This is a genomic window from Sulfurimonas lithotrophica (assembly GCF_009258225.1).
GTDB lineage: Bacteria > Campylobacterota > Campylobacteria > Campylobacterales > Sulfurimonadaceae > Sulfurimonas > Sulfurimonas lithotrophica.
In genome coordinates this window covers 360,595-374,452 of record NZ_CP043617.1, presented here as the reverse complement: position 1 = coordinate 374,452, position 13,858 = coordinate 360,595, and the positions used below count along the sequence as shown (strand labels likewise).

General features: G+C 33.0%; 13 protein-coding genes. 8 read left to right on the top strand and 5 right to left on the bottom strand.

All coding sequences use genetic code 11. The features are described 5' to 3' along the window. The first annotated feature begins 22 nt into the window (after nt 1–22). From tatB to queA, 3 genes are read left to right on the top strand one after another with little or no spacing between them, the layout of a single operon-like run. Complete coding sequence (tatB, locus tag FJR48_RS02010; protein ID WP_152306508.1) at nt 23–430, top strand: Sec-independent protein translocase protein TatB; 408 nt, start codon at nt 23–25, stop codon at nt 428–430. Next, nucleotides 423–1,235: a twin-arginine translocase subunit TatC gene (tatC, locus tag FJR48_RS02005; RefSeq protein WP_152306507.1), complete on the top strand. Its 813-nt coding sequence runs from the start codon at nt 423–425 to the stop codon at nt 1,233–1,235. The genes tatB and tatC overlap by 8 nt, the downstream gene beginning before the upstream one ends. Next, nucleotides 1,232–2,254 (top strand): tRNA preQ1(34) S-adenosylmethionine ribosyltransferase-isomerase QueA, encoded by a 1,023-nt coding sequence (queA, locus tag FJR48_RS02000; RefSeq protein ID WP_152306506.1) that lies wholly within the window; start codon nt 1,232–1,234, stop codon nt 2,252–2,254. The genes tatC and queA overlap by 4 nt, the downstream gene beginning before the upstream one ends. A gap of 5 nt (nt 2,255–2,259) precedes the next feature. Here queA and FJR48_RS01995 read toward each other — a convergent pair whose 3' ends face one another. Both FJR48_RS01995 and FJR48_RS01990 read right to left on the bottom strand, forming a co-directional pair. Continuing rightward, on the bottom strand, nt 2,260–3,039 hold the full coding sequence (locus FJR48_RS01995; protein WP_241856085.1) for a DNA-processing protein DprA: 780 nt from the start codon (nt 3,037–3,039) through the stop codon (nt 2,260–2,262). Continuing rightward, nucleotides 3,040–4,032, bottom strand: coding sequence for a divergent polysaccharide deacetylase family protein (locus tag FJR48_RS01990; protein WP_152306505.1), 993 nt, complete (start codon nt 4,030–4,032; stop codon nt 3,040–3,042). Between the two features lie 240 nt (nt 4,033–4,272). Between FJR48_RS01990 and rpsF the strand changes: the two genes are divergently transcribed. Genes rpsF through rpsR form a run of 3 tightly spaced genes read left to right on the top strand, consistent with a single transcriptional unit; the run spans nt 4,273 to nt 5,581 of the window. After that, the gene (rpsF, locus tag FJR48_RS01985; protein ID WP_152306504.1) at nt 4,273–4,671 is read left to right on the top strand and encodes a 30S ribosomal protein S6; all 399 of its coding nucleotides are present in this window, start codon (nt 4,273–4,275) and stop codon (nt 4,669–4,671) included. Between the two features lie 42 nt (nt 4,672–4,713). Further along, nucleotides 4,714–5,289: a single-stranded DNA-binding protein gene (locus FJR48_RS01980; RefSeq protein ID WP_152306503.1), complete on the top strand. Its 576-nt coding sequence runs from the start codon at nt 4,714–4,716 to the stop codon at nt 5,287–5,289. A gap of 28 nt (nt 5,290–5,317) precedes the next feature. After that, the gene (gene rpsR, locus FJR48_RS01975; protein ID WP_152306502.1) at nt 5,318–5,581 is read left to right on the top strand and encodes a 30S ribosomal protein S18; all 264 of its coding nucleotides are present in this window, start codon (nt 5,318–5,320) and stop codon (nt 5,579–5,581) included. Between the two features lie 39 nt (nt 5,582–5,620). On the opposite strand, the gene FJR48_RS01970 is transcribed toward rpsR, so the two are convergent. Continuing rightward, on the bottom strand, nt 5,621–8,017 hold the full coding sequence (locus tag FJR48_RS01970) for a PAS domain-containing protein (RefSeq protein WP_152306501.1): 2,397 nt from the start codon (nt 8,015–8,017) through the stop codon (nt 5,621–5,623). Between the two features lie 159 nt (nt 8,018–8,176). Between FJR48_RS01970 and FJR48_RS01965 the strand changes: the two genes are divergently transcribed. Both FJR48_RS01965 and FJR48_RS01960 read left to right on the top strand, forming a co-directional pair. Then, nucleotides 8,177–11,083 (top strand): PAS domain S-box protein, encoded by a 2,907-nt coding sequence (locus FJR48_RS01965; protein WP_188108603.1) that lies wholly within the window; start codon nt 8,177–8,179, stop codon nt 11,081–11,083. A 55-nt stretch (nt 11,084–11,138) separates the two neighbouring features. Beyond that, nucleotides 11,139–12,863: an OmpA family protein gene (locus tag FJR48_RS01960; protein ID WP_152306499.1), complete on the top strand. Its 1,725-nt coding sequence runs from the start codon at nt 11,139–11,141 to the stop codon at nt 12,861–12,863. Here FJR48_RS01960 and FJR48_RS01955 read toward each other — a convergent pair whose 3' ends face one another. Next, nucleotides 12,864–13,193: a hypothetical protein gene (locus FJR48_RS01955; RefSeq protein WP_152306498.1), complete on the bottom strand. Its 330-nt coding sequence runs from the start codon at nt 13,191–13,193 to the stop codon at nt 12,864–12,866. It abuts the gene before it with no gap. Continuing rightward, entirely contained in the window at nt 13,193–13,822 is a 630-nt protein-coding gene (gene serB / locus FJR48_RS01950; RefSeq protein ID WP_152308352.1) for a phosphoserine phosphatase SerB, read from the bottom strand. The genes FJR48_RS01955 and serB overlap by 1 nt, the downstream gene beginning before the upstream one ends. Nucleotides 13,823–13,858 lie beyond the last annotated feature (36 nt).

The following is a 13,858-nucleotide window of genomic DNA, read 5'->3' as shown; positions in this document are numbered from 1 at the left end:
AAATTTTTTTTGAGGGTTTTACATGTTTGGAATGGGTTTTACAGAGATACTCATAATTAGCGTGATTGCAATCCTCTTCTTGGGTCCTGATAAACTACCGTCTGCAATGGTAGAAGTTGCTAAGTTTTTTAGAAATGCAAAAAAAACTATCAATAATGTCAGGGACTCTTTAGAAGAAGAGATGAACGTAAAAGATATAAAAGAAGAAGCACTTGCTTACAAAAAAGAGCTTTTAAAAGCATCTAACGAGCTTGAGAGTGTAACCGACACTTCCAAAATAGGGACAACTCTATCTAATCTAAGCGATGATATTTTAGGTGACGATGAAGATGATAAGACTAAAAAAGAACCTAAAAAAAGTGTAAAAGCCGAAAAAGTCACTTTTGATAAAAAAAAGAAAAAGAAAATAGAAGAAGATAACGATGTTTGATGATTTAAAACCTCACTTGGTTGAGCTTAGAAAAAGACTTGCAATATCCGTAGGTAGCTTAATAGTTATGTTTTTTGTAATGTTTTATTTCCATGAACCGATTTTAAATTGGATGATAGAACCGCTAAACCAAGCACTTATAGAAGTCGGGAAAAAATCGGTTCACGCAGCTGATGGTATGGTTACGACTACTCAAGTTGGAGGAGCTTTTTTTGTAGCACTCAAAGTAGCATTTTTTGCGGCAATTTTTGGAGCACTACCGATAATCTTATCTCAAATTTGGATGTTTATAGCGCCGGGTCTTTATGCAAATGAAAAAAAGATGATTATTCCGTTCATATTTGGCGGGACAAGCATGTTTGCCGTTGGTGTTTTATTTGCCTACTATGTAGTTACTCCCTTTGGATTTGACTTCTTAATCACCTTTGGTTCTTTTAAATTTACTCCGCTTATAAATATAGAAGATTATGTAGGTTTTTTTACAAAAATTATGTTTGGATTTGGTTTAGCATTTGAGCTTCCTATATTTGCATACTTTTTAGCCTTACTTGGAATGATTAACGACCGTCAAATGGCAGAGTTTTTTAAATATGCTATCGTAATCATATTTATAGTCGCTGCACTTCTAACACCTCCTGATGTTTTAACTCAACTTCTCATGGCAGGTCCGCTTATAATCCTTTACGGTTTTTCAATACTTATAGTAAGACTGGTAAATCCTGCTCCAAAAGAGGAAGAAAATGAGGATGAAGGCGAAGATGATGAAAGTCTTTCCGAAATACTTGGTTTGGAGGATAAAAAATAGACCCGCTTTTAACCTCCAGCTATGATTTTTATCTACCTGATGAACTCATAGCAAGCCATCCCGCAAACCCGAGAGACCATGCAAAACTTTTAGTATATAACAGAAAAACAGATAAAATAATCCATACATACTTTTATGAACTCGAAAAATATATTCCAAAAAACTGTGCACTTATATTTAACGATACAAAAGTAATAAAAGCAAGACTATACGGTCATAAACCAAGCGGAGGTAAGATAGAACTTCTTATAAACCGTCCGTTAGATGCATATAATATAAACGTATATATTCGTGGAAAAGTAAAAGCCCAAACAGAGATTTTATTCGATAATGATTTAGTTGCAAAAGTTATAAAATTAGAGGATGACGGAAGTCGTGTGGTTGAGTTTTACCAAAACTATATAAAGCTAAGATTTGAGGATTTACTTCCTATAATAGATAAAATAGGTCATGTCCCGCTACCGCCTTATATAAACCGAAAAGATGATAAAAGCGATGAAGATGAATATCAAAGTGTATTTGCGTCTAATGAGGGTGCGGTTGCAGCTCCTACGGCATCACTTCATTTTACACCCGAACAACATAAGCGTATATGTAAAAAGCATAAATATGCATATGTGACTCTTCATGTAGGTAGTGGAACTTTCAAACCCGTAGATGTAGATGTGATAACACAGCATCCGATGCACTCGGAGTATTATGATATTTCAGATGCGGCTAAAGAGATATTAGATTCGGATATACCGGTTTTAAGTGTAGGAACCACCTCTACTCGTACAATCGAGTTTTATGCCAAGCACGGAAAAATTCAAAGAGGTGAAGCAAATCTATTTTTGCATCCGAACAATAAACCAAGTCGAGTTAATCATCTGCTTACTAATTTTCACCTGCCAAAATCAACACTGTTGATGCTTGTAGCTTCATTTGTTGGAGTTGAAAAAACACAAGAATTATATGCTGAAGCTATAAAAGAAAAATATCGTTTTTACTCTTACGGCGATGCTATGTTGATTTTATAACATATTTAATTAAGCAGTATCCTACCGTCTTTTATAAGAATCTCTCCTGATAGTTCCGATTCGAAAATACGAGTTGGAAACTTTGCTACAGCTTCTTCATAGTTTGGGTTACTAGCACAATACTCTAAAAACTCATCTGTATTTGAATGAGCACTATTTTGTGCATCAGGATATAAAGAATAAACAAATTCATCTATATCTGTTATAGCTTTTGCCTTGCCCTCTTGTACGAGTTTATTTGTAGCTTTACTCTCCCCTATTCTGTGTGAGAGTACATATATATCTTTTCCCATCTCCAAAGCAAACTCGACACTTCTCATAGTTCCACTACCCTCATCCGCTTCACCTACTATCAAAACATCGCCTAGTGCTACAACTATTTCGTTTCTTAAAACAAAGCTATACGGGCGTGCTTTTTCACCTAACACAAACTGCGATAAAAGCAATCCCTCTTTAGCTATAGAGTCTAAAAGATTTTTATTTACGCTTGGATATCTTACGTCTATTCCGCACGGTAAAACAGAGATTGTATTTTGTGCACCCGCACCTTGATGAGACACGGCATCTATACCCATAGCACCGCCACTTACAACACATACACCGATATCTGAAAGTTTAGAAGCAAGAGAGTTAATTTGAGTTTTTGAATATTTAGAAGGTCGTCTGCTTCCTACGATTGAGACTTTAGTTTTTTTTAGCAGTTCAAGGTCTCCATCATAAAAGAGTTCCTTTGGGTATTTTTTCATACTTTGTAACTCTTTTACGACTCCCTTAACTAACTGCAATCAATACACCTTGTCAATCAAAACCAGTTCTACGTCTTTAAAAAGTGCTTTTGATTCAGATATTGCTAAGAGAGTATTTTTATGTGGATGACCTATTGCTATTGCCGTTCCGTGTTCTTTTGCTATTCTTATCGCTTCTTTGATTTGACCTTTTACATATTTTTTGTCTGAATGGTGATCTAAGAAGACATCACGACCTACATATTTTAAACCGTAATTTTTCATAACTTTAGGAACTTTAGTATCTGCTATTGTACGTGAATCTACAAAGTATATATTTCTTTTTTTAAGTTCATAAACAAGCTTATTTACGGCTCTTTCATCCGAAGTAAACTTGCTTCCCGTATGATTATTTATATATTTTACCCTAGGAAAAAGTTCTTTTACTTTTTGGATTCTATTAGAAATTTTAGACTGTGAATCATCAACTCGCAAGGTAAAAGGTTCCTCTTTTGTAAAACTCATTGCTTCCATCGGCAGATGCACCATATAAAACGGCTCTTTTTTAGCTAACCTTGCCGAATTTGGTCTTGCCTTTGAAGGAGGTAAAAAACTCATAGTTAGAGGCAAGTTCAAGTTTTTTATAGCATCTACTTGAGTTCTAACCGAAACGTCATCCAATATAATCGCAAGTTTTGGTTTTTGCGTAGTAGCTATAATTTTTTTTCTTACAGGGGGTTTGGCAAGTTCATCTGAATCGTATTCATGTGTAGCATCTATATTTTGTACATTTTTTAAAACCTCTTTCAACCTCTCGTTTACACTTTTTGTACCCTCTTTTACATTTGCTTCGTCAAGTTTTTTTAAAAGAGCCAAACGTTTTTTTTCTTTTTGCGAAAGCTGTTTTTTTGTTTGGGCTTGTGCGTCGCTAAAACCTACGTAGTAACCTATTGCCAGTGAAGCTAAAATAACGGTTACAAAAGCCAAGGTCCATGCTATATAGGTAAGAAAATGTGATTTTGTTTTACTTTTTTTGTGTTTTCTTTTTGTCATATAATCTCTATATTTTTCTTAAGTTTTTAAAACTATATCAAAAAAGCCCAAACATAAATATAAATATTGCAAATTGATATATTTAGTTAAAGTATAAAATTATCATCATACTCTTTTAAGTATATTTGGGTATAATTGCGAGTTCCTTTCTCTTTGTATCATAAAAACAGATGATATATTTTAAACCGAAAGGGAAACATTAAGCCTATAAGGCAAATACCAAGAGGAGACTATACTCACATGAGAAATTACGAAAACTTAGTAATCGTAAAACCGACATTAACAGCAGAAGAGATTCAAGAAAGCTTAAAAGCCGTCCAGGAAGTTATTACTTCAAACGGTGGCGAAATAGCTACAACTGATGATATGGGAATGAGAAAATTAGCATACCCGATTGAAAAACAAGAACGTGGATTTTACCAGGTTATTTATTACTCGGCAGAGCCTTCGTCAATCTCTGAAATCGAAAGAAGATTTCGTTTAAATGAAGATTTACTTCGTTTTGTTACTATCAAGTATGATACTAACCGTGAAGTAGCTGCATGGAACGAAATGGTTAAAAAAGCTCAGACTAAAGCAAGTGCACCTAAAGCAGAAGAAGCACCTAAAGCTGAAGAAACTGAAGCGGCAGCAGAGTAATAAGTAGCTTTATTTATAAAGCATTAATTTAAAAGGAAACTCATGTTTAACAAAGTTATTTTAGTAGGAAACTTAACACGCGATATTGAACTTAGATACTCTCAGAGCGGTATGGGTATTGCAAACACTGCAATAGCTACTTCTCGCAAATATACTAGTAACGGCGAAAAAAAAGAAGAGGTTTGTTTTGTAGACATCACTTTTTTTGCACGTTCGGCTGAAATAGCTAATCAATATCTTCGCAAAGGAAGTAAAATTCTTGTTGAGGGCAGACTTAACTTTGACCAGTGGGTTGATCAAAACGGACAAAAAAGAAGCAAGCACTCTGTTGTAGTTGAAACTATGCAGATGCTAGATAGCAAAGGTGACAATCCTTCGGCAAATGCATATCCACAAGATAATGCAACACAACCGCAGACATATGCTCAACCTGCACAACAACAACAAAGCTATCAAGCACCACAACAGCAGCAACAACAAAACTACAACAAACCGCCACAGCAACAACAAAGCTATGGGCAGCAGCAACAACAGCCATATGGGCAGCCTGCACAACAGATGCCAAATGCTCATCAAGTCCCTGAGATCGACATCGATGAAGATGAGATTCCGTTTTAGAAAAATATAAATAATTAAGGATAAAATCATGGCAGAAAGAAGAAAATACAAAAAAAGATATTGTAAATACTGTGAAGCAAAAGTTGACTTCATAGATTATAAAGATGTAGCAGGATTGCGTTTTTCATTATCTGAGAGATACAAAATCATGCCTCGTCGTTTAACAGGTAACTGCAAACGTCACCAAGATATGGTAGCTACAGTAATCAAAAGAGCTCGTGCGGCAGCACTTGTTCCATATACGGTAACTCGTAAAACAGTTGTAACTGCACCGTTTGAGAACTTAAAATAAGTTCTCATATAGCTCCCTGACTTTAGGGAGCTTTTAAAATTAAATCAAATACTTTTCCAAAACAGTTTTAATATCTTTTTCCGTGTACGGCTTACTGATATAATCATCCATTTTTGCATCTATAAAACGTTGTCTGTCATCAGTCATGGCATTAGCCGTTACAGCAATAATAGGCGTTGAGTCTAGGTTTTTCTCCATCTCTAAAATCCGAATCTGCCTAGTTGCTTCTATACCGTTCATATTCGGCATATTTTCATCCATTAAAATTATATCGTATGAATTTTTTTGGTAACACTTTATTGCTTCAACTCCGTCATTTGCAATATCATACGTTATACCAAAATCATCTAAAATCATACTCATAAGCATTTGGTTTGTTTTATTATCCTCAACTACCAGTATATGTCCTGAGAAGTTTTGAGTCTTTGACATATTTGTCGAACTATCTTTTTCAAATTGACTTTGTTTTTCACATACCGTTACAGGCAGTTCAAAATAAAATTTACTTCCTTTACCTAATTTACTCTCTACTTTTAGTTCTCCTCCCATCATACCTACTAGTTTATGAGAGATTGACAGACCGAGTCCGGTTCCGCCGAAACGTCTTGTTGTAGATGTATCTTCTTGTCCGAAAGCTTCAAATATCTTTTCGACGTTCTCTTTGGCAACACCTATTCCGGTATCACTTACGCTGAAGTACATCATGTTTTTCTCTTGCAAATATTTTATATGAAGTTTTACACTTCCTTCTTGGGATGTAAACTTAATTGCATTGCTAAGCAAATTAAAAATAATCTGTTTAAGCCGTGTCTCATCCATTATGATACATTCGGGAAGATTTTTATCTATATTTTTTTCAAAGTGAATTTTTTTATCTTTTACCAGTTCATCGAATATGGCTTTGGTATTATCAATTAGGTTTTGAATATTATAAGGATGAAATTCAATATCCATTTTTCCGCTTTCTATTTTAGAAAAATCAAGGATATCGTTTATAATATGCAGTAAAGTTTCTCCGGAATTTTTAATTGCTTCAAACTCTTTAATGCGTTCAGAATTATGTTCTGATTTTGAGAGATGCTCTACAAAACCTAGTATCCCTGTCATAGGGGTGCGTATCTCATGGGACATATTTGCTAAAAATTCGGACTTTGAGCGGTTTGCTTCTTCGGCGACTTCTTTGGCTATGATAATCTCTTGTTCATGTTTTTTACGTTCGGAAATATCGCGTGCAGATGCATATAAATACTTTTTGCCGTTAATATCAATACCTTTTGCATTTATTTGTACATCTATTTCTACACCGTCTTTTCGCTTTTGTTTAGTATCGAAAGTTTGAGGGTCACTCATAAACTGTTTTATTCTAGCTACTAATTCATCATTTTTAAAATTAATATCCCAGTCTTTTACATTTAGTCTCAGTGCCTCTTCATATGTATAACCAAGCATATTTGCAAAAGAGTGACTACATTCAACAACATCTCCTTTTTCATTCAATACATGTATAGCATCAGATGCTAAAACCATATAGTTTCTAAAATTATCTTCGGTATTTTTCTGCTCGGTAACATCTGAAATATAACCTATAAAATGTGTGATTTGTCCATCTTTATTTTTTTGTGTAACGGTATAATCAAGTACCCACTTAATATCACCGTTTTTGGTTACGACACGATACGGATTATGTTTAAAAAAATCCATATTATTTTTTATAGCATCTTGAACTTCTTCAAAAACATATGACAAATCATCGGGATGGATGCACGAAGAATATACGACGTTAGAGTATAAAAACTCATCTTTTGTATATCCCATAAGTTTACTTACGTTTCCTGATACATATTCTATACTCCATTTTGCATCGTTATTCCATTTAAAAAGTGTTAAATCCCCTTTATCAAAAAGGGAAAGTAGGCTATTTTGTTCTTTAGTTAGTATTTCAAGTTTAATATTTTGGTTGTTTAGCTCTTGTGCGAATTTCTTTTGTTTGGAGATATCGGTATGAGTACCGGTCATACGGGATGGTTTTCCGTCTTCGTCATATTCGACTATTTTACCACGGTCAAGAATCCACTTGTAACTGCCGTCTTTACATAATACTCGATGCTCATTCACATAACGATCCGACTTGGCATCCATATGCTTTTGTAAATCTTTATATACGTTTTTTATATCATCAGGATGAATACGATCTTCCCATTCTTTTAGAGATCCGCTTATTTCATCTTCTGAAAAACCGAGCATACTTTTCCATTGTGGCGAGAAATAAACTTCGGAAGTTTTTATATTCCAATCCCACAAACCGTCTGTACTACCTTTTAAAGCATAATCAAGTCGTTGTGTAAGTTTTTTTAATTCTTTATTTTTTTCTTCCAATTCTTTGTTGAGCTTATTAACAGAATCAAAATTCAACAAACTTTTAGCAAAAAATTTCATAATAATATTTATTTTCCCCTATCCTTCTTAATGTATTATACTACAATTTTTTTATATTAAAATCTTACTGTCGTTAATAAATTTTTTTAAATAAACAATATGTTAAAATACGTTATTAATGTTGTAAGATTATCATTATTGCTATGGAAATGGGGAAATATGGCTGTAAAAGAATCAAAATATGCTTTTGTTATTTTGACATTTATCGTTATTTTATTAAGCGGTTTGGGTTTAATCAGCAGTTATTATTTTCAAAAAAATGCAATTGAACACGAGACAATACATACACTAAAAAAATACAATATAGAATTTACAAGATATATACAATCTGAAGCTGGAATGATGAACAGTATCATTCATTTGGCTAAAAATAAAAGTGAATTTGTTAAACCTTTTGTTACCGATGATAAAGAAAAGCTATTTTCACTTGCTAAACCTATTTTTGATAATATAAATAAAAACAATGACATTACCCATTTTTATTTTTTAAAACCAAACGGAAAAGTCTTATTACGCGTACATGATAAATACCGCAACGGTGATATAGTAAAACGTCATACCTTTTTACAAGCCAAAAATAACTTAACTCCTTTTCACGGTTTGGAATTCGGTCTTAAAAAAAACTATACTTTACGTGTCGTGCATCCGTGGATAATAGATTCTAAACTTATAGGATTTATCGAAATCGGTAAAGAAATAGATAAAATAACCCAAACACTCTCTAATCAACTTGACGTTGAAATCTATTATGCAATCAACAAGTCCATTTTTACTAATTCGGCAGAATTTATTAAAAAGAAACTATTAAAACTGCATACTACGGATAAACAATATATCGTATATAAGACAAATAAAATTCCAAATAACTTTTCAGAGCTGGTAAATTCAACTGAAACAGAGTGGATCAAAACAGATAATCAGGTTTATATAAGTTATAACAAAGTTCTTAGGGATGTTTCTGAAAAAGAACTCGGAAGAATACTGTTTTTAATCGATATAACAGAAAAGTATAATGATTTTATAGGTACTTATATTAACTTTACTTCAATTATAGTCTTTAGTTCCATATTCTTACTGGCTATCGGTTTTTTATTGATAAAAACACATGAAAAAGAGATTTTAAGGACACTAAATCAACTAGAAGTTGCAATAGAAAAAAGCGATATCGTAAACACGGAACAAAAAAATTTATTATCTCTTTTTGATACCGGTGACAGTGTGTTATTTAGATGGAAAAATGATAAATCCTGGAGTATAGAGTATGTTTCTAAAAGTGTAACAAAACTGCTCGGTTATTCAAGGGATAATTTTTTGTCATCTGATGTTCTTTATGCCGATTGCATACATCCGGATGATTTAGCTAGAGTCAGCAAAGAAGTAAAAGATAATGTAAACAACAAAGAAGGTTTTTTTAAACATGAACCCTATAGGATTATTGCAAAAGACGGTTCTGTAAAATGGATACTTGACTATACCGTGTTATCAAAAAATAAAAAAGGTGAAACTACACATTTTTTAGGTTATATATCAGATATCACTACTCAACAAAAGCAAAAAGAAGAAGTGGAGACAATTTTTTACACGGCTAAAGATGCTTTGGCTATTTTAGATTTAGATACGAACTTTTTAAATTTTAACGATGCATATTTAGAAATAAGCGGTTATACACGTGAAGAGCTTCTTAAAAAATCATGTATAGGTTTAAGTGTTAAAGAAGATGTTGAAAAAACTAAAGAGGCTATAAAAGAGGTTGTAAAAAAAGGCTATATAACAAATATAGAAAAATCATGTATAAGAAAAGACAACAAAATAGTCACGGTGAATATGTCCATAGCCATGATGCCAGACGGAGAACACTTGGTAGCAAGTGCAAGGGATGTAACACAAAGCAATAAAATACAAAAAGAGCTAATTCAGGCTAAAACGGATGCCGAAGATGCAAATCGTGCAAAGTCCGAATTTTTAGCAAATATGTCCCATGAAATACGAACGCCTATGAATGCTATTTTAGGTTTTGTAGAACAATTATCTAAAAATGAGAAAGATTCAAAACGTCTTGAGCAATTTGAGATAATAACAAGTTCGGGTAAAAACCTTTTAAATATTATAAACGACATACTTGACCTTTCAAAAATAGAAAGCGGAAAAATGGATATTGAAGCTCATCCTTCCAATCTTAAAAAATTGCTTAATGAATTAAAATCGCTTTTTGAAATTTTAACTCTAAAAAAAGAGCAAAAACTAAATTTCAATATCGATAAAAATCTGCCAAAATGTCTTATTATAGACCCTATACGAATTAATCAGATTATTTTTAATCTATTAAGTAATGCGATAAAGTTTACCCCTCAAAACGGTACGATAATATTAGAAGTAGAATATATAGAGCAAACAAAAAAATTAAAATGCAGTGTAAAGGACACGGGAGTCGGTATAGCAAAAGAAAACCTAAATAAAATTTTTAACGCATTTAACCAAGAAGACAGTTCAATCACAAGAAAATTCGGAGGGACAGGATTAGGACTGTCTATCTCATCCAAACTGCTTGCTTTAATGGACGGTGAACTTAATGTTACAAGTACTCTTGGGGAAGGGAGTACCTTTTCATTTGAAATATCTGCGCCGCTATGTAAAGAAGCTATAAACAATACAGTTAAAAATACAATAAAATCAAAAGTCTCTTCATTTAAAGCCAATGTATTAATTGTAGAAGACAATAAAACCAACCAGTTATTACTGGGTATGATTTTAGAAGAATCAAATATAACTTACGAAGTAGCAAATGACGGCATAGAAGCGCTAAATATGTTTAAAGACAAACATTACGATATTATTTTTATGGATGAGAATATGCCGAATATGAATGGTATAGAAGCAACGAAACAGATAAGAATCATAGAAAAAGAGAAAAACTTGGAAAAAACTCCCATAATTGCCGTTACCGCAAATGCCTTATCCAATGACAAAGAAAGGTTTTTAGATACAGGAATGGACGATTATATAAGCAAACCCTATACGGAGAAAGATATACAAGGTGTACTGCAACTTTATTTAAAAGAAAAATAAAGTTATATATAGATGGAATATTAATTGCTTTTAAAATAGATAAAAAAGCCTATACATGAAACTACTTTTTATCTTTGCTATATTATTCTTATCAAGCTTTGCTTTTGCAAAAGGCTCTGAGTATTCACTTATTATCGATAAAGCATTCAATAATCAACTATTAGATATAGACCAAGATTACGATCGCAGCATAAGTGCGGTAGGTTTTGTCAAAAACTATAAAACAAGTTCCAATAGCACAAATAGATATACTAATGCTTTTGACTATTTAGAAAGCGTATCTAGTGCACATTCAACTCAGATGCAGCTTATAAAAGTAGATGCCGGTGCAAATATCTTACTTGATAAAACAAAATCATTATCAAGTTTTTCAGAAGCCGTATCTTTAGTTAAGACACCTGCTAACGGCTACTATGTCGGCGGTCATACGATGGATGGTCAGCTTATACTTCTAAAGCTGGATGCCCATGCAAATATTATATTTAAAAAAATATTTGGAACAAAAAATTTAGACAGGTTAAAAACACTTGTTAAGCTAAGAGACGGCGGTGTTTTAGCAATCGGTACGTCAGCGACTTCAAGAGATTCTAACGATCCGTTATTTAACACGGGTCTTGGTATGAGCGATATATATGTAACAAGATTCAGTAAAAACGGCTATAAACTTTGGAGTAAGAAATACGGAACGGAATTTGACGACATCGGGATAGACGGTGTTGAAGCAAATGACGGTTCATTAATCATAGTCGCTCAGACTATGCAAAATAGCGGCAAAAATTTAATGCTTATGCGTATTGATGAAAACGGAGATAAAGTATGGCTAAAACAATATAATGATGACCCTACAGTTACACCTAGAAAAATCATACAACTTCGCGATAAAAACTTTTTACTCTCCCTTTCATATAAAAACGAATTAAACAAAGATCAGGTCAGACTGCTAAAATTTGATATAAATAAAAATATTTTATCCGATAAAAAAATATATACGCTATACGGCTCGGCACTTCTGGATATACAAGAATTTTCCGATGAAGGAATCGTAGGTGTCGGTTATGTTAAAGATACATTTAATACCGACGCACTTGCTATGATGTTTGATTCAAAATTAAATATGCTCTATCAAGAACATTACGGTGATGATAATTTTGATTTATTAAACTCCCTTGTAATTTTAAATAATTCTCAAATTGCCGCAGCAGGTATCCATACCTCTAAAAATTCTCAAGAATCAAATATGTGGATTCTGAAATTAAACCGCGATGCATCCATAGCACAAATAGCATCTAATACAAATGAGTTTTACGAAAAACTATGTCAGCTTTTTTCAGATGAGATAAATACAAATAAGATAAGAATAAAAAAAGATTTGACCATAGAACTTTTAGATAAAAGACTACTTTTTAAAGTATCCGAATATGAACTAAACAAAATTCAAAAAATATTTTTAAAAAAGTTTTCAAATAAGCTGATACCTTTTTTACATAAGCATCAGGATATGGTAGATACCTTAGAAATAAACGGGCACACATCAAGTGAATGGGGCAATGTAGGTTTCTCGCAAAACTTCCTTAAAAACGAAAAACTTTCTATGAACAGAGCATATGCTACAATGAGTTTTATCTTTAAAAATCAAACTGAAAAACTGCAAAAATACTTAGGCGACGTTTTTAAAGGTAGCGGTTACGGATTTTCAAAAAAAATAATGCTTGATAATATGGAAGATAGAGAAAAATCAAGAAGAGTCTCATTTAAAATAATTTTAAATGAGAAAAAATAACTACTCTTCGTCTATTGCAGTAGCTCTAAAACTAAGACGGGTTTTATCCTGTTTTAGCTTTTTATATAGTTTAAATTTCGCTTTTTCAAGTTCCTCTTCGTTATAAGAAAAACTTTTACATAACTCTGCTTCCGACATACCTGCACTATCCATTGCAAAAAGTTTTAACTCTTTTTTTGTAAGTTTTGATTTCATAACTGCATACAGTTCTTTATCGTCACTTATAAATTCTGTCTCATCCATAACACAAAACTCTGCAAGCTTCTCTCTAAAGCTGTTATCTTTGTTATATTGTCTCCATACAGAACTATCTAGTACTGATTCACTCATTATATTTGCTCCAAAATTTTTGTTAAATCTTTCTCTTTTATGATTATATTTGCTTCACGTTCAAGTATCTCTCTTGCACAAAAAGCCACGCGCGTACCTGCATGTGCAAACATACTTAAGTCATTTGCACCGTCACCACACACAAGAGTTTCCTCTTCACTTACACCCAAAATATTTTGAAGACGAACCAACATATCGCCTTTTGAGAAGTTAAACATCATGTCACCTCCCACAAGACCTGTAAGTTTTCCATCCTTTTCATGCAGTGCGTTCGAAAAATCCGCATCATAACCAAGTATATCTTTTGCATAAGAAGTTGCCGTTCTAAACCCGCCGGAAAAACAAACAACGGTCATACCGCGTTTTTTAAGCTCGGCTATAGTCTCCTTTGCACCTTTCATATACGGAAGATTATGAGATATTTTCTCTACAACCGAGAAATCAAGCCCTTTTAATAAAGAAACTCTTTGTTGAAGAGACTCAAAAAAATCAAGTCTTCCGCTCATTGCCTCTTCGGTTATGTGCGCTACTTGTTCGCCAAGTCCTAATTCTTCTGCGAAAAAATCTATCGTCTCACCGTCCATAAGCGTAGAATCAAAATCAAATACTGCTAATTTCAACATATTTATATAGTACCTTTTGTTATAATAATGCAATTATATCAA

Coding starts and splice junctions, on each gene's coding strand:
- tatB (WP_152306508.1), top strand. CDS start 23: ATGTTTGGAATGGGTTTTACAGAGATACTCATAATTAGCGTGATTGCA.
- tatC (WP_152306507.1), top strand. CDS start 423: ATGTTTGATGATTTAAAACCTCACTTGGTTGAGCTTAGAAAAAGACTT.
- FJR48_RS01990 (WP_152306505.1), bottom strand. CDS start 4,032: ATGACAAAAAGAAAACACAAAAAAAGTAAAACAAAATCACATTTTCTT.
- rpsF (WP_152306504.1), top strand. CDS start 4,273: ATGAGAAATTACGAAAACTTAGTAATCGTAAAACCGACATTAACAGCA.
- FJR48_RS01980 (WP_152306503.1), top strand. CDS start 4,714: ATGTTTAACAAAGTTATTTTAGTAGGAAACTTAACACGCGATATTGAA.
- rpsR (WP_152306502.1), top strand. CDS start 5,318: ATGGCAGAAAGAAGAAAATACAAAAAAAGATATTGTAAATACTGTGAA.
- FJR48_RS01970 (WP_152306501.1), bottom strand. CDS start 8,017: ATGAAATTTTTTGCTAAAAGTTTGTTGAATTTTGATTCTGTTAATAAG.
- FJR48_RS01965 (WP_188108603.1), top strand. CDS start 8,177: ATGGCTGTAAAAGAATCAAAATATGCTTTTGTTATTTTGACATTTATC.
- FJR48_RS01960 (WP_152306499.1), top strand. CDS start 11,139: ATGAAACTACTTTTTATCTTTGCTATATTATTCTTATCAAGCTTTGCT.
- FJR48_RS01955 (WP_152306498.1), bottom strand. CDS start 13,193: ATGAGTGAATCAGTACTAGATAGTTCTGTATGGAGACAATATAACAAA.